We start from the raw sequence: 18,098 nt of genomic DNA on the forward strand, positions 1-18,098 counted from the left end.
CGGTCGCACTGTGTGGCCCAGTATCCGCCGGGACTCAAATCACGACCACCTGACCTCGCGGTCGTCCAGCTCGGCAGCCGCGAAGGCCAGCAGTCGGTGCGCCTCGACCTCGATCGCGTCCTGTGCTTTTCGGGCAAGCCGCTCGAACGGGGTGACGGTGAGCGTCGCGGAATCCTTGCCCAGCAACAGCTTCCACGTACCGCGCACCGTGCCGTCGACGAGGACCGTCGCGGCCACGGTCGAGCCGATGCAGACCCGCTTGCGGTGCTCGTCGGGCATGATCCGGGTCCGGTCCGCGTAGGCGATCATCAGGTTGTCGAACTCGGGCAGCAGCCGGACCGGAGCCTCGACGTCGGTCTCGTAGGTCAGATCCGGCAGGTCGTACAGGCCGTCCGGGAACGTCGCCAGGTCCATCCGCTCGACCACCTCGCCGAGACCTCGTACGCCGGACCACTGCTGCATGTCGGCGACCGTTGCCGGACCGAAAGCCGTGAGATAGCGGCGGATCAGCTCATCGGGACCGTGCGGCGGGCCTGACCTTGCCGACGATCGCGGGCTGGACCGCTGGGGCGGCGCATTGCCCAGCCAGTCCGACGCCAGTGTGAACGGGGTAGCCCCACCGCGCCGCCAGATACCACTCGGCGGCGGGTGGACTATCGGCACCAGCAGCTGCGCCGACCATCCCAGCGCCAGCGGATCGAACTGAGGCCATCGCTCCGCGAGCGCCCTGCCCAGCTGAGTTCTGGTCAGGGTGCGACCGGCGAGCAGATCCTTGGCGCGGGTCACCAGCTCGTCGAGGTCGAGGCCGGCCGTCTGTTTCCCGAACGCCGCCTGGCGACTGCGGAGCAGAGTCGGCCCGACCAATGCGCGCAGCCAGCCGAAGTCCAGGGCCCTGACCAGGTGTTGCGTCCCGCGCAGCGTTGTCGACCGGACTACTCGGCGCTTGACCAGGCAATCGGTGAGGTCTTCGATCGCGAAGTCCGACAGCCTTGTCCACAGACCGACGTACGGCGCGTTCACAGCCTGAGCCTGTACGCCGACCAGCCGGCCGATCGCGTCGGCGGCCGACATCGGGTGGCGCTCGAGCAGCAACTGCCGCCCGAGCGTCACCCTGTTCAGCGTGCGGCTATCGGTACGCACCGAAGAACTCTCGCAGATCGCCGGCCAGCAGTTCGGGGACCTCCAGCGCCGGGAAGTGACCGCCGCGGTCGAACTCCGACCAGTGCGCGGCCATCCCGGTCGGGTCGACGAGCGTGCGGATCGTGTTGTCGGTCGCGAACACGGCGACGCCGACCGGCGCGCCGCCCGCCGCGAGGGTTCCGCCGGTCGCCGTACCGGCTTGTTCGACAAATGCGCGGAACGCCTGCATGCCCTCGTACGTGAAATGCGCCGCCGACGCGCCGGATCGGGTGAACCAGTACAGGCTGACGATGGTCAGCAGCTCGTCGACCGGTACGGCGTCGTCGCTCCAGTCGGCGAACTTCTCCGCGATCCAGGTCAGCTGTCCGACCGGCGAGTCGGTGATTCCGTAGGCCAGCGTCGAGGGCCGGGTGGACTGCAGGTGGAGGTAACCGAGCCCGTCCCGCTGGAACTCGTTGAACTTTTGCGCGCGTGCCTTGTCCTTCTCCGACAGCCCGTCGGTGGTGACGGGCGGACCGAAGGGGAACGGTCCCGGCCCGTTGATGTGCGTCGCCACGACACGGCCGGGCGCCACCATCGGCAGCATGCCCGTGACCCCTGCGCCGACATCGCCGCCGTGGGCCGCGAACCGCTCGTACCCGAGCCGAGTCATCAGCTCGGCGTACGCCGACGCGACGCGGAACAGATTTCCCCAGCCCGTCTCCTTCACCGGCGTCGAGAACCCGAACCCGGGCAGGGACGGAATCACCACGTCGAAGCCGTCCTCGACGAGCGGCTGCACCAGGCCGAGCAGCTCGGTAAAGGCGCTCGGCCAGCCGTGAGTGAGAAGCACCGGCAGCGCATTCGCTTTGTCGGACCGCACGTGGACGAAGTGAATGGTCTGCCCGTCGATCTCGGTCGTGTACTGCGGAAAAACGTTTAGCCTCGCTTCCTGAGCGCGCCAGTCGAAGCTGCTGCGCCAGTACTCAACCAGCTCACGAACATCAGCGAGCGGAAGCCCCCTCGTGGAGCCGATGCCCGGCGGCTCGTCAGGCCAGCGGGTATTGGCCAACCGGTTCGCGAGGTCGTCGAGGTCGGTCTGCGGAACATCGATACGGAACGGCTTGATCTCGGTCATGAAATCGAGGCTAGAACCCAATGCGGAAAGCTTCGTTCCGCATTCTGATGCCAAACTGTTGAGCATGCTGGACACCTCCGCACGGCTCCTCCGCCTGCTCTCCCTACTCCAGGCCCGCCGCGACTGGACCGGCCCAGCCCTCGCAGAGCGCCTCGAGGTCACCACCCGAACCATCCGCAACGACATCGACCGCCTCCGCACCCTCGGCTACCCAGTAACCGCCACCCCCGGCGCAGCCGGCGGCTACCGCCTAGGCGCCGGCGCCGCCCTGCCTCCCCTTTTGCTGGATGACGAAGAAGCCGTCGCTGTCGCCATCGGCCTACGCACGGCCAACACCGTGACGGGCATAGAGGAAACCGCCGTACGAGCCCTGGTCAAACTAGAACAAGTCCTCCCCAGCCGGCTCCGCCACCGAGTCAACGCCCTCCACAACGCCACGGTCCAAGTCCCCACCCGCCACCCCCGCATAGCCGCCGACGTCCTCACCACCCTCGCCGCAGCCTGCCGAGACCACGAACGCCTCCGCTTCACCTACGCCAACCACCAAGGCGAAGAGTCCCACCGCACAGTCGAACCCCACCGCCTGGCCCACACCACCGGCCGCTGGTACCTAGTCGCCTACGACGTAGACAAAGCCGACTGGCGCACCTTCCGGGTCGACCGCCTAACCCCCAAACTCCCCACCGGCCCCCGCTTCACCCCCCGCACCCCACCCCCCGACACCGCCAACTACGTAGCCCAAGGCCTCGCAAAAGCCACCTGGCACTACCAAGCCAAAGTCCGAGTCCACGCCCCCGCCGCCGAGCTATCCCAGCGCCTCCCACCCGGCATAGAAATCCTCGAGTCCACCGAGACGACCTGCGTCCTATCCGTAGGCTCAGACACCCCCTACATGCTGGCCCTCCACCTAGGCCTACTAAACGCCGACTTCGAGGTCACCGGACCACCAGAACTAATCGAAGAACTAGCCAAACTCGCAAGCCGCTACACCCGCGCCATCACCCCAACCCCGTAAGCGATCAGCTCATCCATCCACCGGGAAGTGGCCAAATGCAACTTCCTGCAACCGCATGGCCACCAGGCACTTCGTTGGACACACTCGTTCCTGCTCGACCCCACCCTGAGCACGAGAAAGCGAGCCCACCATGAGCCTTGCCCAAAAACGATCGCGGTCCTTGCCGCCGGTACGGCGGTAGCCGGCCTCAGCCGGTCCTCCGCCTTCGCAGACGCCCCCTGGGCCAACGACAGCTACAACATCTGCGCCCCAACCCCGTACGACTACCACCAAGGCCCCGGCTGGCCCTGCGTCAACAGGTCCTACGCCGGCATCAACTGGTACAACCGCACCGCCCACATCCAAGGAGCAGTCACCGACGACGTAGACCTGTGGTCCACCACCACCGTCTACTTCCAGGCCTTCGCCGGCAACAAGCTCGTAGAATCTACCAGCCGCAGGTCAGAACGAGCCTCAGTCTCCTTCAACTTCCCCATCGGAGACTCCACCCTCCCCGGCGGCATAGACCTCATCAAAGTCCAGGTCTGCCACGTCCGACCCCCCACAGACCCAGCCGGCAAATGCACCATCCAATACAACCTTTGGCGCGACTGACCCCTGCCGCTCCGCCCCAAACGCAACATCCCGCACGGCGGTCCCAGCAGACCCAGTCAGACTCGAACCGACAAACTCAGGCTCCCTCCGTTGCTGCCGCCACTGCAGTTCTCGCCCGGCACGGCGGACATCGAGGAGGCCAGGGGGTGGTTCGAGCAGTGCTCGACGCAACGCGGACTGAGCAAGACGTGGCACGCCAGTTCGGCGATCACTGCCTGTGGAGCTGAACCGCGAACGGGAGCTGTCCTGACTGATCGAGCCGACGATGCCGTTGGCCACAACACCGTTGCTCGACCACTACGCGGCAGGCATCGTCAAGTCGGCCAACCAACCGAAAACGATGTCGCCGGTCGCAGCCGTGCTGGAGTTCCTTGCGGCCGCGCGCCGCGAGGTTGAGAAGGTGCGAACGCCGCGGCATGCTTACCGCGACGTCGGCTGGAGGACAGGGCCGAAGGCGCCACCAACACCGCTCTGCTACAGGTCCTGCTGAGCGAGGCGCTAGAAACACTGACTCAGATCGCCAGCGACCCGCCGGGAAGCACGCACTCGATGCGTTGCACCGGTTACAGAAGAGCAAGAGCCTGCTCGACGATCCGACGTGGGTGGCCACCCAACAGGCCTGATGCCTGCTGCTACGTGCAAGCGAAGTCGCCGAGGCGGCTCAGGATCCGCACAGGGCGACGATGTACCCCGCGACGAGCGGGGAGCCTGCACTTTCGGCTGTGCCGGGCTCTCCAAGCGGAAGATCATTGACAAGGTCTGCGCGAACCGTTTGCCGTTCTGGTTGTACTCGACCTTGACGCCATTGTTTTGCAAGGGGCGTTGGTCGGTGGTCACGCGGACGTGGAGGTAGATCACCTCGTCCTTAGGGCCGGTTCGGCACGGGGCCAGGGGCGAGCTTGCTCGCTTGCGGAGCGACGCCGGAGGCGCCCTTGACGCGGGCGGGGCCGGGCCGTCCCTCTCCATGATTGCTAGCGGGGCGATGCGGTAGCCCAAGATCAGACGGCAGGTGCCAGGACCACGGGCGGGGGTTGGCCGGTCGACTGGCAAGACAGGGTGTATCGACACGGTGTCGATCGTTGATGGCGAGTTCTGCTGTTTGCGACCGGGGATCGAGGGCCTAGTGGTAAAGGCCGCGAACTCAAGCTACGTCCCCCAGCCGGAGGGCCACGAAACCTGAACGACCCTGCGGCCCTCACGGTCTTCAGCGAGGGCCGCACGCTTGGGCCTTCGGTAATTAGCCGCAGGTCCAGGTGACCGCATTGGTGTAGGGCTGCTCGTCGGCGTCGTACTCACCGATGAAGACGTCTCCGGCGAGCAGAGAGGCATTGGCACTGATCGCGACGACGTTGTCCCGGAAGGTGTTGTCGGCTGGATCGATCAGTCCCGGCAGATCCACGATGGTCGTGCCGGACCGGTATGCCGCGATCGGGGAATCGCGGCGGTGGCTGGCGACGACCCCGTTGGCGCTGACAGCCACCCAGTCACCCAGGGGGACGACGTTGGCGGTTCCGTTGGCGATGTTCCAGCGGACGCCCCCGTAGCCGACGCTCGGGGCGCTCAGCCAGCCAGAGGCCCAGTTACCCTTGATGTCGGTGACGCCAACGGAGGCATCGGCCCGGACAACGCCCTTGGGCATCGCCAAGTAGGCCCTGGTGCCGTCGGGGCGCCACATGTACGGCTTGGGCTTGCCGGAGTTGTCCCTCTCGGCCATCACCTCGCCGACGATGGTTCCGTCCTTGCTGATTTGGGTGGCGATGCCCCGTGCCATGCCCGTGGGCAGCGCCAGGTCGACCGGTCCGTTCCCGCCGGCGCGCCACACGACCGGAACAGTGGTGTCACCGCGATCGCGGCTGCCGACGATGTCGCCCTTCGCGTTGATCGCGAAGGCCTCGCCGCCCTCCGGGGTGGGCAGTTCGGACATCTTGCCGTCGCGCCAGACATACGGCACATACTTCGGGGAGATGAACGTGCCGCCGACACCGACGCCTGCGGCGTTGACGTCCCGAAGCGTGCCGTAGTCCCTGAGCATCGGTACTTCGGTGACTTTGCCGCCGCTGTACAGCAACTGCTTCGGCTTGGGGCCATCCGGGCCGCGCGAGACGGCGCGATAGGCGATGACAGAGCCGTCGTCGCTCATGCCGGTGACCTTCGTGGAGTGGTAGCCCGTGGGGATCGGCAAGCGCGCCATGGCGCAGGCCTGCTGCGTTGCGGCATCGGCCTCGGCGGCATGCGCTGGAGTTGCCACCAACAACCCGCTCAGCATCACTGCGCCTCCTACCAGTGCCCCCAGTGCACGTGCCTTCATTGGTCCTCCGAGAGAGCTGTTCGAGCAGGCTCCCGCCCGCCCGCTGAATGTGTCGCGACGGTACGAGTTGTCGCCGTCGTGTCCCTGCCCGTACCGCACCCGTACTAGTCGTCGCCGGCCGGTCGGCTGATGCCGAGTACGGCAGTCGTGATGACCGATTACCCGAGTCCTCGACTGCCGCACCTGGGCCCTGCTCATGGTGCGGGACGTGGTGCGAAACGACGGAGACGGATGAGAATCCTGCCGCCGATGACAGTGGCCGCGTAACCAGAAGTGCCTCATGGAAGCGAGCGACACGCTGAGCGTCCTCCTCGTAATGAGACCATCAGCCATCTCGCCTGTATGGAGCCCCGACTGTGGAGCCGGGACTGGGAGAGAAAGTCATCCGCAGACTCGGAGGGAGAAGTACTCGATGGAACCAGCGGTCCTGGCGGCTCTGATATCGAGCTCTGTCGCTCTGTCGCTCTGACGGTCGCCGTCATCGGAGTCATCGCTGCCGGACTCGCTCAAACGAGAGCAACCAAGGCGGCGCATGCCAGTGCCCTAGACCTGTTTGATCGGCAGGTCCAGCGCCAAAGGGATAGCGAGGAGGCTGACCGTAAGCTGCGATTGCAACTTGCGAGCCTGGATGATCGGAAGTCGACCTACGTGGCGTTCATGGCGGCAATCGACGCACGCGAGGAACTGCATGATGCGATGCAGGCGGCCGATGCGAAGGCGGAGTCTCAGGCTGATCCCACTGTCACGGTGATCGAGGAGAGAGTTGAGGCTCACCAGAGACATCTTGCAGCTCACGCCAACGTGCAGCAGGCTCTCGATCGCCTGTTGATTGTCGCGCCAAATGGCGTCGTTGAGTCAGCGGTCAAGTGGCTAGATGTTGTTCGACACGACGACGCGAACGAGGACCTGTTCGTTGATGCCCAGATAGTGTTCGTGAACGCCGTGCGCCGCGACTTGAACATCGTGAAGCCGATCCAGCAAGTGAAGCCCGTGAGCGCATAGCGTCGGCCTTGGCGGTGCCGCGCAGGTACAGATAGTTCGAAGACTGCTGACGGCGGATATCTACTACCTCCGGGGTTCGCGGGCCGGGACCCTTCCCTGGCCGCGCTACGTCCGATCTACTACTGATCCTCGATGGGGCAGTGGGGGTGCGGTATGACGCAGCGGGATGCGTGGCGGGGGCTGCAACACGGGTCGGTCGTCTTGGCCGGTGGACGACGAGACGGAGTCCGTCGACCTGGCGTGCCGGACCGCGTGACCGCCGATGTTGGCGGGTTGTCCCGCGCCGCGGTGCGGACCGCCGTGGGACTCTTCTTCGGCGCCGTCGCGGCTTGGATGGTCATCTCTGGGCTCCTGGCACGGAGATGGCCGTGGCAGCTGTACGGCGACCAAGCCTCCCAGTCTGACGTGCTGAAGCTTGCTCTGGGGGTGGTCGCCGCCGGTGGTGCCGCGATCGCCCTGGTTGTCAACTATCGCCGTCAGCAGCACCTTGAACGTGACGGTGTTGGCAAACGCGACCAGATCCGGCTGTTCACTGAGCGATTCGGAGCCGCCGCCGCCCAACTCGGTGGCGACAGGCCGGCTGTTCGGCTCGCCGGTGTATACGCCATGGCTGCTCTGGCCGATGAGTGGTCCACTCGACGGCAGCAGTGCGTCGATGTCCTCTGTGGGTACCTCCGCCTCCCATACACCGGAGAGCCTCCATTAGGCCACCCAGAACTAGTGGTCGAACAGCGTCACTATGCCGGCGGCACCATCCAACGCGCTGAAACCACCACCTATCAGACCGGCGAGATCCAGGTCCGCCAAGCCATTGTGGACACGATCCGCCAGCACCTTCGGGCCTACGCCGAGCAGAGCTGGAGCGACCTGACGTTCGACTTCACCGGTGCCACGCTCGTCAACGCCTCCTTCTCCGGGGCGACATTCTCTGGTGAACGTACTTGGTTCGACGGGGCGACGTTCTCCGGTGACTACACATTGTTCACGGGGACCGAATTCCGCGGCGACCGCACGTGGTTCGCCGGGGCGACGTTTTCCAGTGGCCGCACGTGGTTCGATGGCACGACGTTCTCCAGCGAGGACACCGTGTTCGAAGGGGCGGAGTTCTGCGGCGAGGACACCATGTTCGATGGAGCCGTGTTCTCCAGTGAGCAAACATGGTTCGCCGGGGCGACGTTCTCGAGCAACAGCACGTCGTTCGCCGGAGCGGAGTTCGTCGGCGACTATGCCTGGTTCGACGACGCAAGGTTCTCCGGCAAGCACACGTCGTTCGATGGGGCCACGTTTTCCGGCGAGTTCGTGTCTTTTCGAGACTCGGCATTTACTGACGTGGACGACGCACTAAATGAGGCGCGGATCGGCCCTCAGGAAATCCGCTGGGGACCGGTCCCATCACGCAGCGCCTGGCCTCCCGACTCCTCTGCATAGAGCGAAGCGAACTGTTCGACAGCCGTTATCAACGGAAGCCGGTCGGCGCTCGCCACCCGCGTAGTGGGCCGTCTAGGTCCCCGCCAGCCACAGGACTGTCCAGTTCGATGATCCGGTTGAGGCGGCCGAGGCGATGCTCTTGACCGATCTCCTTCTGCGGATGGTGCATCGCGCGGGACAGCGACTCGCGTAGCCAGCCTGACCTCGGCGCGGCGGTCAACGTTCGCAGCGTTGAGTGCGTACTGCGGGAGGGGCTGGGTCCGGCCGCGCGCGGACTATGAGTTGCGACCGAGCGCTAGTGCTCGAGGTGGCGTACTTCCGCTACGACGGCGCAGTGACCAAGCACGTCGTTGAACAGCTCACGGACCACGGTATGGTCCACGTCACAACCGTGACGAGGTTCCAGCCTGGCAGCCACATGTCGAGCTTGGAGGCACAGATCTAGATCGAATTCCCGCCGCGACCGCTCTTCACCACGACGACGACTTCGAGCAACCACCGGGGTTTGAGGTCACTCATGGCGACCAGGTCGCGGCATCCGGCTGGCGAGCAGGCCGGCGGCTCGCTTGTCGGATTCGGGGACCCAGGCGGCGTATACGCGAAGGGTTGTGGTTCCGCCGCCTCCGTGGCCTAGGCGTCCGGCGACGGTTCGGATGTCGACGCCAGTGCTTATGAGTTCGGTAGCTGAGTAGTGGCGCAAGGTGTGAAGGTGGCTGTCGATGCCCAGGCTTTTGCACATTCGCGCGTAGCGATGGGTTACGCCGTCGGGGTTGCACGGTTTGCTGTGGTCCGGCTCGTACGAGAAGACGTAGGCCGATTTGCTCGGGGGAGCTCCAAGCTGGGCCATGCGATCTTCGTAGGCCTGGCGGTGGGTAGCCAGGAGTTCTGCCGTGTCCGGGTCCAGCGCGTTGCGACGCATCTGGTGGGTCTTCGTGTCCTTCTCGAATTTCTTGCCGCGGCGTTGCACGTAGTTCCTGCGGAACTCGGCAACTGCGTCGCCGGTGAGGTGTAGGTCAGACCAACGGAGGGCCAGGATCTCGCCGCGGCGGCTGCCTGTGACCATGACCAGCCGCACGAGCATCCCCCACGCGAGGTCTTCTTCCCAGGCCCGCTCTGCGATTCGAGCTGCCTCAGCAGCCGTCGGCGGTTTGGGCTGCTTCGGCTTCGGCTTCGGCTTCTTCGCTGTCTCCGCTGGGTTGCTCGAGATCCATTCCCAGCGGACGGCCATGTCGAGGGCGCCCGTGATGATCGCATGTATCTGGCGCACACTCGACTGGCCCATCGGTTTGCATACGTGGGGTTTGCATTCGATAACTGTGCAGTTGGCGAGAGCGCAGTCGTGTTGTGCGAGGTCGCCCGCCGACGGTCGACCCGGCCGACGCCGATGCTTCACAAACGTGGCACTCGTGCGGACGGCTGGTGCGATGGTCGAGCATCGGCTGGCCATCGCAAATCGCGCTGCACTTCCGCAGCTTGTTGTAGAACTGTTCGATCGAGCGGGTTCTCAGCTCCGACACCGGGACGTCGCCGAGCTGCGGCCGGGTGCTTCGCTCGAAGTAGCCCCTGTAGCTGTCAAGCGTCGTCTCTTCGAGGTCGACCAGGTCGAGGTGTCGTTCTACGAGCTGGCTGACGGTTGCATTCGTGCGCGGCTGTCGACGTTCATCGACCTGCGTCTGGAGTCGACGCATCGCCTTCGCTGCCTCACGGCTTGCTTTGGGGGTGCCGGCCGGGAGGGTCTCCCGAAGGTAGTGCCGTCGCTTGGAGATGGGTCGTTCTCCGCCTATGCGACATCTCTGGTATCCCACTGGGCAGGATTGCCTGCTGCGCCTTGGGTGCGTGGGTGGCAGAGGCGGCAGTGGTTGTAGTGCCGGAGGAAGGTAGATGCCAGATGCTGCCGACAGATCCCGGAGGCCTCAGCAAGCCACCCTCAAGCCGCCAGTGCTGCTCTCGGAAGGCCGCAGTAGGCGCCCGCGCCGAAGGCGCCGGTGGTACTGCCGCCGCCGGAGGCGGTGTCCTTTTAACCTGGTAGGCCCCGTCGGACTCGAACCGACAACCCGCGGATTGGCGATCCACACCTGCCGACAGCACGCACTGACTGTTGGAGTTGCGGGCTGACCTGGGAACTCTCACGAAGCGTAGTCATCAACGGTTGCCGTCGCTTGGTAGCGCTTCGCCTCCAAAGAGGTGGTGAAAGGGGTGGCTTTGGGGCTCCTCCAAGCGACGGGGTGGAGGACCGGCTCGACGCGGGACCGAGCGTCCCACACAATCGACAGGCGCGGGACATCGCTAGGCATCGCAACTTTCGCCGATGTCCCCGGCAGCGTCTGATCTGTCATTCTTAAATTGCCAAGGTTGGGGTGGAGATGTCAGCAGGGGGAATTGTTCTGCTTTTGGGTGCTGGTGCGTCTGTTGAGGCTGGTCTGCCAGCATCATTCGATCTCACGGAGAAGATCACTAAGAGCATCGAAGGTGACCGATATTCCCGAATGATCGGGCTTCCTCACGCTCTTCATTTCGCCATCGGATCTCTTGTTGCCCATGACACTGCCCGCGGGGGCAGCGCTTTCGATGGTATCGACGTCGAGCGACTGTTCTCCGCAGTCCAGATGCTTTCCGATAGGGGATCGCTGGAAATCGCGCCATTCGTGGCCAGTTGGAGTGCTGGCTTAACTGCGATTACAGGGTCGAACCCGTACTCCCTCAGACGAAGTGTTGAAAGTCTTCGACGCGAATTCTTCACAGCGCGTCCGTCAGATGCGCGAATGGCTGAAATTTTTGCGCGGGCAGTCGATGAATCGTCATCCGATACCAAGGCTGACGCGGTCTATTCGCACCTCCAGGATAAAATGGTGGAGGTCCTGCAAGGTTGTCTTACACTCGACGGATCAACCGTAGACTACCTCTCGCCACTGCTATCCATTAACCGCGAGCGGCCGTTGCGAATTGCCACCCTGAATTATGATCGCTCAATTGAGTTGCTGTGCGCACGTGCCGGAAAGGAAGTGGCGACAGGGGTGACGCTTTGGTCGGGCGGGTATGACTGGGATTGGGAGGCGGGCGCTGACGTTCACCTACTGAAGCTCCACGGCTCTATAGACTGGATACTGGGAAAGAATCGCCCTGACGAGGATAGACTGCCTGATGAGAGGATTGTGGTGGGTCCACCGCCGCCTGGCGAATTGACTCACGGAGCACGGCCAGGCGTAGTATTTGGGCAGCGCGACAAGTTGCGCAGTGATGGGCCATTCCTGGCGATGCTTCGCGAGTTCGATCAACTTCTTCACGATGCTGACCATCTCGTGATCATTGGGTATTCATATCGGGATGCTCATATCAATGCTGCTCTGCGCAGATGGTACAACAATTGTGAGGATCCTCGCCTCACTCTGATTGACCTGAAGCTATTCGGATCGTGGAGTTCTGAATATGAGGTGAAGCTTCCATATTCCAATGATTCCTTCATCGACAGTCTGCTGGGGGCGATATCCGGCTCGCCTGTTGAGGGAAGTGACGCGAACTCACTCCGAGGACACCACCGAATCCTGCGGCTCGGGACTGGCGAGGCACTTGCTAAGCTCTTCGGGCCTGGCCCAGAATTGATGTCGGTAGCAGATCTACGCTCCGCTATCTCTTCAACCGGAGACTGACGCTTACGTGTCAACCGCGGCCAGTCCGCCGGATCGTCCCGATAGCTGCCGCCTGAGGTCCGGAGTGGCGCGGGTCCAGGGGCGAGCTTGCTCGATCGCGGAGCGACGCCGGAGGCGCCCTTGACGCGTGGCGCGTAGGGCCGTCCCTCCCACGATTGCTGTCGGGACGATCCGGTAGCCCCCGGTCAGGCGGCAGGCATGCCCTGCCCCGCACGGGTGGCCGGCCAATCGGAAGCAAGCGGTACGCAACAGGGTGTCGAACCGTTGATGGCGAGTGCCGCTGTCTTCGACCCGGCACCCTGTTGGCACGTGCGCGCCAAGCCAAGGGTCGCGCCGGGAGCGAAGCGAAGCGAGAGCGGGAGGCAGGCGGCCCGCCCTACGGTGGCGGCGCGCTTTCGGGGCCCTGAAGGGGCCCGTCTTGAAGACGTAGAGAAAGTTGTCAGATCGTGCTTGCATGCGGAGCCGTGCGACGAAAAGGTGGGCAATCTGTTGCAAGCATGGCCCAGCGGCCTCGTGCCGCAGCAGGGGGCGCGGAGGATGGGGGACGAAGTAGATGTCGGTAAGCCAAGGTGTAGCCCGATTAGCTCGGCCAGGTCGGCTTCGGGTGACCGAGTGGACGATTGGCGACTTCAAAGCATTGGAGTACGCGTCTCTGCCACTCGTCCCTTTGAGCGTGTTGTGTGGAGCAAACAGCTCAGGGAAATCGAGCTTGATCCAGAGTCTCCTCATGCTCGCGCAGAGCACCGAGGACGAGTTGATCCTCAACGGCCCGATGGTTCGGCTCGGGGAGCCGGTTGATGTTATCCGCTCCGGGAGCGAGGACATGACCGTTGGCTACACCCTGAGGGCCAGCCGTGATGAGCCGGTTGAGATGGCGGTCAGTATCACGCTGAAGAACAGCGATGGATTCCTGGTGGTCTCCGAGTTTTCGGCTGAGGTTGACGGAGAGCCTGCCTTCTATGCAACCAGTAAGAGAGTTCCCTCTGCAATCCGCGAGAAACTGATGAGCGGTGACGGATTCGGGGAAAGTTTGCTGAGTGTGAAATCTATCGATGGACGTGATGCTCCGTCGAAGACCTTCGTCACATTTAAAGGTATGTCGCCGGACCGTATCGTCCATCATCGCACCTATTCACAAGTATTCACGGATGTGACCCGGAACCTCCGAGCTGGGCTGCTTAGTGAGGATCCTGAGCGAAGCTTTGAGATATACGAGCAACTTTCGAATTGGCTTCGGCGCTCGGCAGAGGGGATACCAAAATCGCTTCGCCGCCTTCTCCCTGAAGGGCGGATGACGCCAACTTCCTTCATTGAGATGTCGGAAGATTTGGAGCCGTTGTTCGCGGTTTTTGCATCGCACATGGCGGAGAAAGATGAATGGGCGAGTATTCCTGTCGGAAGATTTGGCCACATTTATGGTCGTAGCGCGGGGCCCGCAGTGCCGCCCATCGGGGTCAGTCAGCTGCATACTCCGGCTTGGTACATCCTTGCGTCCGCTCTGGAGGGTCAGCGGTCTATACGTGAGAGTATTCGTTACCTTGGACCGCTCCGAGAAGAGCCGCAAGTAGTATCGCCCACCGGTGCGCGATATCGTAACCTGCCGGCCGGACCGAAAGGCGAGTACACAGCCGATTTGTTGGCACGGGAGAAAAATCGCCATATCCAGTACCGAATGGTCGGTGGGAGGGCGAGAAGAGATCCGCTTCCTGAAGCGGTGAGCCGATGGAGTTCTCAACTCGGGGTCGGCGATGCTGTCGCTGTGCAAGATCAGGGAAAACTTGGTCGGGGCCTGAGAATCAAAGTGAACGGTGTTGAGAGGGATCTCACAACCATTGGCGTTGGAGCGAGTCAAGTGCTTCCAGTGCTAGCCGTAGTTCTTTCTGCGGCATCAGGCTCGATTGTACTTCTGGAACAACCGGAGCTACACCTTCATCCGGCCGTTCAGAGTGAACTTGCTGACTTCTTTCTTTTCGCTCGACCGGATCTGAGAATTGTCGTAGAAACTCACAGTGAATACTTGATCACTCGCCTAAGAAGACGCATTGCTGAGGGCCGCAAAGATGCGGCAGCCGTCACAATTTTGTTCGCAGAGCAGGATCGAGGAGTTTCTGAACTGCGCAGAATTGAGATAAGTGACCTGGGTGATCTCTCTGTATGGCCGAAAGGGTTCTTTGATACCCAAGATGAGGAGGGAAGGGCGCTCGTCAGGGCGGCACGAAATACACTCGGCAAGCATAGGGGGGCCTAATGCGCATTCTCTTGGATCCAGCAATTTTGATACCGCCTCGTCGAAATGCCCGGCGAGGTGAATTGATTGACTTCTGGGATCGGATCCTCGCGTGGTCGAGTGATACGAGGATCGGTGTCGGCGATCTTTCGAGCGTATTTGCGTACGATTATTACGCCCGCTTCGGATATCCGGAAAATCAACTCGATGAGTTGCACGGTGCGCCCGTTAGGCAGGAGTATCGGCGAGCATTCAACCATCTGATGGCGCGGATTATTAAGCATGACCGAGAAGCTCACCGCGTGACTCTGTCGCCAGACTATACCGGGTTGAAATCCGCTGGCCGCGCGCTGGAGGCGGACGCAACAGGCACAGCGGGGGACGGTGAGGAGCATGTCGTCGCAATTGGCTCCGTTGAAACTAATTGGGACTTTGTTTCCGGGGAAGTGTCATTCGCGCCCCCTCCACCCCACAGCTTGCTGCTTTGTTTTAAGCCGGGTGATGAACTTCTTGCTGAGACGAAAGGGAAGATTGAATCCGCTTTCGTGGGTATGCGAGTTCACATCGTTGGCGGTAAAGTAGATGATCGCGTCTTGGCGCAGATTGCGGATGCGACAGGTGTCTCAGTCGACAAGATTCAATGGATCGAATCTGAGAAGGGCAAGCCTCCGCGCAAGTTGCGAAAGCAATGGTCTGGGCTAAAGCCTGGCAAGGACATCACTGTGTGTGTCACGGGCCGGATTGGTCACTCGCAGTCGGCTGTAGCCGACGAGGCCTCCGCCGCCTGTGGTGTCCCTCATCTGCAAGTCGAGCGAGCATCCGAGATCGCCAATAGTCTGTCCGAGTATGCACTCCGTGTCGCACAGGACGGCTAGTGGACTAGCGTCGGTGGTGTGCTAGAACAGTGCCGTGGAGCTGCTGCATAGAGGCAAGGTGCGGGACGTGTACAGCGATCGCCCGGGGGAGGTGATCCTGGTTGCGACTGATCGTGTGTCGGTCTATGACGTGGTGCTGCCTACGCCGATCCCTGACAAGGGGAAGTTGCTGACGAGTCTGTCGCTGTGGTGGTTCGAGCAGCTGGCGGACGTGATGCCTAACCATGTGATCTCGGCTACGGATGTGCCGGCCGAGTTCGAGGGTCGGGCTGTGCGGGTTCAGCAGGTCGACATCATCCAGGTGGAGTGCATCGCCCGCGGCTACCTTGCTGGGCTTGGATGGGATGCCTACCAGGAGTCCGGGAAGATCTCTGGGGTGTCGATTCCCCCGGGCCTTCGTGAGGGAGACAAGCTTCCGCAGCCGGTGTTCACGCCGACTACGAAGACTGCGCCTGAGGATGGACATGACGAGCCGATGACCTTTGAGGAGGTCTCGGAGGCTGTTGGACCGGAGCTCGCGAAGACGCTTGAGGCGAAGACGCTTGAGCTGTTCAGCAGGGCTACTGAGATCACCGCTGGTCGTGGTGTGCACTTGGCGGATACGAAGTTCGAGTTTGGGCTTGCGAAGGACGGGACGTTGGTCCTGGCCGATGAGGTGCTGACGTCGGATTCCTCCCGCTATTGGCGGGATGAGGACTGGAGGCCTGGGCAGCGGCAGGTCTCGTTCGACAAGCAGTATGTGCGTGACTGGGCTCGTGATCTGGGTACGTGGGACAAGACTCCTCCGGGTCCTGAGATCCCGGCTGAGGTCGTTGAGGAGACTCGTGCTCGCTACGTGGCGATGTACGAGCGGATTACCGGTCTGAAGTGGGAGTGACCATGCCGACCTGGGAAGAGATCCAGGAAGCTCGCCTGACTGACGTCCTCGAGCTTCAGAAGGTCCACAAGCGGCTGCTCGCGGCGAAGGAGCAGGGGATCGAGCCGGATCCGGCTGACGTCGAGGTTGCCCGTTCTGTTGCGGCGACTGGACTTGGCGGGACTGATCGGGTCAACGCGCGGGACGATTACTAGACCTCCTCAGGGCCTACCCCTATGCTGGTGGTGTTCTAGAACAGCGAGTGGAGCCTGAGGTCTAGTTATGCCCCCGAAGCTGGAGCGTCCTGCTCCGCCGTATCAGCAGATCGCCACCGAGATTCGCACCCGGATCTCCAGTGGTGAGTTGCAGGCTGGCGATTTGGTGCCGTCTGTGCGGTCGCTGATGCGCGAATGGGGTGTGGCTATCGCTACCGCTCAGCGAGCATTGTCGACACTGCGGGCTGAGGGATACATCAAGCCCGAGCGTGGTGTTGGAAGCATCGTGACGACCGAGGAGGAGCGCGGTCGAGCTGCCAACGACCGTGTCGACAACTCTCGGCGTACTGGCAAGATTTATCCCACCGGGAGCTACGCGAAGATCACTGAGGCTGTGATCGCTGAGGCCTCAGAGCAGGTGGCTGACGCGCTGGGGCTGAAGGTCGGTGACCCTGTCATCCGCCGCGTTCGGACGACCTTTCGGGCAGACGATAGGCCGGCCTCCGCGTCGACCTCGTACTACCGCGGTCATCTGGCAAAGAAGGCACCCCTGCTGCTGAGCGCTGAGCGGATCAGGGAAGGCACATTCGCGTACATAGCGAACATTCTCAAGCGCGAGATCGATGCGTGGCAGGACCAGTTCGAACCGGCGGCCGCCAGCCCTGAGCAAGCCGAGAAGCTGGGTCTGGACGAGGGTGCCCTCATCATGGTCGGACGCAACTGGATCTACGACGACACCGGCGACGTGCTGGAGTACGGCGAAAGCATCACCTTCGGGCGCGTGACTTACCGTGGCCGACTCGGCGACTCTCCCACCCGCGTTCAGCGGCCTTGACACTTACGCGTCAACGCTGAGTTACAAGCTCGTAGCGCTTAGTGCTTGCCGACGCGCGTCAAGTGTTCTAGTATTCGAACTAGAACACCCGCTCAACGGGAGTGGGTCGGACGCCTAGAAGGGGCGATCCCATGAACCTCAATGTCGACATCACGGGCAAGACGTTCACCGTCACCAAGGCTGTGGAGGAGAAGAAGGACCAGAACGGCCGGCAGAAGGCCGACAAGAACACCAACGAGCTGCTCTGGACGGTCCAGGTGATGGCGCTCGACGAGACGGGTGGCGAGGTGATCAACGTGACTCTGGCGGGCAATGCCATGCCGAAAGTCAACGTGGGCGCCGTCGTCACGCCGGTCGAGCTGATTGCCATGCCGTGGGCTACCAACGGGCGGAACGGTGTTGCCTACAAGGTGAAGTCGCTCAACGCGCCGGGTAACGCGAAGGCCTGATCTCCACTCGCTCCGTGATTCGTGCAACTGCTCAGCAAGGGGTAGTCATGTCGCAGCCGATGGAAGATCGAACCGTCACAGCGAATCAGGCACGGGCCGAGTACCTGGTCAAGTGCAAGCAAGTCGAGATGATCGAGACCGCGAAGCGGTACATCGAAAGCCTTCTGTCGAAGGCATTGCAGCGGTGTGAGCCGCTGGTCACGTTCCACACCGTCGGCGACACCATGTACGCCGTCGACGCAGTTTTCATGCTGTTGGACATGTACGCCGACGCTGAGAACAAACTCAGCGATCTCATCGCCGCCCGCGACTACAGCTATGCGGTCTGGCAGTCGGCTTCGGCCGAACCTCACCGCGGCTGACACGTACGTGTCAACGTCGCTGAACTAC

Annotated in this window: 15 protein-coding genes and 1 pseudogene; 11 read left to right on the forward strand and 5 right to left on the reverse strand. The window is 62.8% G+C overall.

Features of this window, described 5'->3' with window-relative positions:
- Positions 1-39: 39 nt before the first annotated feature.
- Both ACYVIO_RS10755 and ACYVIO_RS10760 read right to left on the reverse strand, forming a co-directional pair.
- The gene (locus ACYVIO_RS10755; RefSeq protein ID WP_460650530.1) at positions 40-1,140 is read right to left on the reverse strand and encodes a winged helix DNA-binding domain-containing protein; all 1,101 of its coding nucleotides are present in this window, start codon (positions 1,138-1,140) and stop codon (positions 40-42) included.
- Positions 1,127-2,323, reverse strand: coding sequence for an epoxide hydrolase family protein (locus tag ACYVIO_RS10760; RefSeq protein ID WP_460650531.1), 1,197 nt, complete (start codon positions 2,321-2,323; stop codon positions 1,127-1,129). Before ACYVIO_RS10760 ends, ACYVIO_RS10755 begins: the two co-directional genes overlap by 14 nt.
- Here ACYVIO_RS10760 and ACYVIO_RS10765 point away from each other — a divergent pair.
- Positions 2,322-3,272, forward strand: coding sequence for a helix-turn-helix transcriptional regulator (locus ACYVIO_RS10765; RefSeq protein WP_460650532.1), 951 nt, complete (start codon positions 2,322-2,324; stop codon positions 3,270-3,272). The genes ACYVIO_RS10760 and ACYVIO_RS10765 overlap by 2 nt on opposite strands.
- A gap of 1,831 nt (positions 3,273-5,103) precedes the next feature.
- Here the strand turns inward: ACYVIO_RS10765 and ACYVIO_RS10770 are convergent.
- Positions 5,104-6,132: a hypothetical protein gene (locus ACYVIO_RS10770; RefSeq protein ID WP_460650533.1), complete on the reverse strand. Its 1,029-nt coding sequence runs from the start codon at positions 6,130-6,132 to the stop codon at positions 5,104-5,106.
- Between the two features lie 384 nt (positions 6,133-6,516).
- On the opposite strand from ACYVIO_RS10770, the gene ACYVIO_RS10775 reads away from it, so the two are divergent.
- Positions 6,517-7,176, forward strand: a complete 660-nt coding sequence (locus tag ACYVIO_RS10775; protein WP_460650534.1) for a hypothetical protein — start codon at positions 6,517-6,519, stop codon at positions 7,174-7,176.
- A gap of 240 nt (positions 7,177-7,416) precedes the next feature.
- Positions 7,417-8,604 (forward strand): pentapeptide repeat-containing protein, encoded by a 1,188-nt coding sequence (locus tag ACYVIO_RS10780; protein WP_460650535.1) that lies wholly within the window; start codon positions 7,417-7,419, stop codon positions 8,602-8,604.
- A gap of 511 nt (positions 8,605-9,115) precedes the next feature.
- Here ACYVIO_RS10780 and ACYVIO_RS10785 read toward each other — a convergent pair.
- Positions 9,116-9,886 (reverse strand): tyrosine-type recombinase/integrase, encoded by a 771-nt coding sequence (locus tag ACYVIO_RS10785; RefSeq protein WP_460650536.1) that lies wholly within the window; start codon positions 9,884-9,886, stop codon positions 9,116-9,118.
- 247 nt (positions 9,887-10,133) lie between these two features.
- Positions 10,134-10,292: pseudogene (locus tag ACYVIO_RS10790) on the reverse strand (hypothetical protein); the annotation flags it as partial.
- Positions 10,293-10,967: 675 nt separating this feature from the next.
- Here ACYVIO_RS10790 and ACYVIO_RS10795 point away from each other — a divergent pair.
- From ACYVIO_RS10795 to ACYVIO_RS10830, 8 genes are all read left to right on the forward strand, one after another.
- Positions 10,968-12,251 carry an SIR2 family protein gene (locus tag ACYVIO_RS10795; protein ID WP_460652081.1) on the forward strand — a complete coding sequence of 428 codons (1,284 nt, stop codon included), beginning with the start codon at positions 10,968-10,970 and terminating at the stop codon, positions 12,249-12,251.
- 727 nt (positions 12,252-12,978) lie between these two features.
- Positions 12,979-14,499: an AAA family ATPase gene (locus tag ACYVIO_RS10800; RefSeq protein ID WP_460650537.1), complete on the forward strand. Its 1,521-nt coding sequence runs from the start codon at positions 12,979-12,981 to the stop codon at positions 14,497-14,499.
- Positions 14,499-15,353, forward strand: coding sequence for a hypothetical protein (locus ACYVIO_RS10805; RefSeq protein ID WP_460650538.1), 855 nt, complete (start codon positions 14,499-14,501; stop codon positions 15,351-15,353). Before ACYVIO_RS10800 ends, ACYVIO_RS10805 begins: the two co-directional genes overlap by 1 nt.
- A 34-nt stretch (positions 15,354-15,387) precedes the next feature.
- Entirely contained in the window at positions 15,388-16,230 is an 843-nt protein-coding gene (locus ACYVIO_RS10810; protein ID WP_460650539.1) for a phosphoribosylaminoimidazolesuccinocarboxamide synthase, read from the forward strand.
- A gap of 2 nt (positions 16,231-16,232) precedes the next feature.
- A complete protein-coding gene (locus tag ACYVIO_RS10815) occupies positions 16,233-16,424 on the forward strand; it encodes a hypothetical protein (RefSeq protein WP_460650540.1) in 192 nt (63 codons plus the stop codon).
- Between the two features lie 67 nt (positions 16,425-16,491).
- Entirely contained in the window at positions 16,492-17,259 is a 768-nt protein-coding gene (locus tag ACYVIO_RS10820) for a GntR family transcriptional regulator (RefSeq protein WP_460650541.1), read from the forward strand.
- Positions 17,260-17,390: 131 nt separating this feature from the next.
- Positions 17,391-17,708: a hypothetical protein gene (locus ACYVIO_RS10825; protein WP_460650542.1), complete on the forward strand. Its 318-nt coding sequence runs from the start codon at positions 17,391-17,393 to the stop codon at positions 17,706-17,708.
- A gap of 47 nt (positions 17,709-17,755) precedes the next feature.
- Entirely contained in the window at positions 17,756-18,070 is a 315-nt protein-coding gene (locus ACYVIO_RS10830; protein ID WP_460650543.1) for a hypothetical protein, read from the forward strand.
- The last annotated feature ends 28 nt before the right edge of the window (positions 18,071-18,098 follow it).

Source organism: Kribbella endophytica (assembly GCF_054781295.1).

Coding starts and splice junctions, on each gene's coding strand:
- ACYVIO_RS10770 (WP_460650533.1), bottom strand. CDS start 6,132: ATGCTGAGCGGGTTGTTGGTGGCAACTCCAGCGCATGCCGCCGAGGCC.
- ACYVIO_RS10815 (WP_460650540.1), top strand. CDS start 16,233: ATGCCGACCTGGGAAGAGATCCAGGAAGCTCGCCTGACTGACGTCCTC.
- ACYVIO_RS10820 (WP_460650541.1), top strand. CDS start 16,492: ATGCCCCCGAAGCTGGAGCGTCCTGCTCCGCCGTATCAGCAGATCGCC.
- ACYVIO_RS10775 (WP_460650534.1), top strand. CDS start 6,517: ATGGAGCCCCGACTGTGGAGCCGGGACTGGGAGAGAAAGTCATCCGCA.
- ACYVIO_RS10765 (WP_460650532.1), top strand. CDS start 2,322: ATGCTGGACACCTCCGCACGGCTCCTCCGCCTGCTCTCCCTACTCCAG.
- ACYVIO_RS10785 (WP_460650536.1), bottom strand. CDS start 9,886: ATGGGCCAGTCGAGTGTGCGCCAGATACATGCGATCATCACGGGCGCC.
- ACYVIO_RS10825 (WP_460650542.1), top strand. CDS start 17,391: ATGAACCTCAATGTCGACATCACGGGCAAGACGTTCACCGTCACCAAG.
- ACYVIO_RS10800 (WP_460650537.1), top strand. CDS start 12,979: ATGCTCGCGCAGAGCACCGAGGACGAGTTGATCCTCAACGGCCCGATG.
- ACYVIO_RS10795 (WP_460652081.1), top strand. CDS start 10,968: ATGTCAGCAGGGGGAATTGTTCTGCTTTTGGGTGCTGGTGCGTCTGTT.
- ACYVIO_RS10830 (WP_460650543.1), top strand. CDS start 17,756: ATGTCGCAGCCGATGGAAGATCGAACCGTCACAGCGAATCAGGCACGG.
- ACYVIO_RS10805 (WP_460650538.1), top strand. CDS start 14,499: ATGCGCATTCTCTTGGATCCAGCAATTTTGATACCGCCTCGTCGAAAT.
- ACYVIO_RS10760 (WP_460650531.1), bottom strand. CDS start 2,323: ATGCTCAACAGTTTGGCATCAGAATGCGGAACGAAGCTTTCCGCATTG.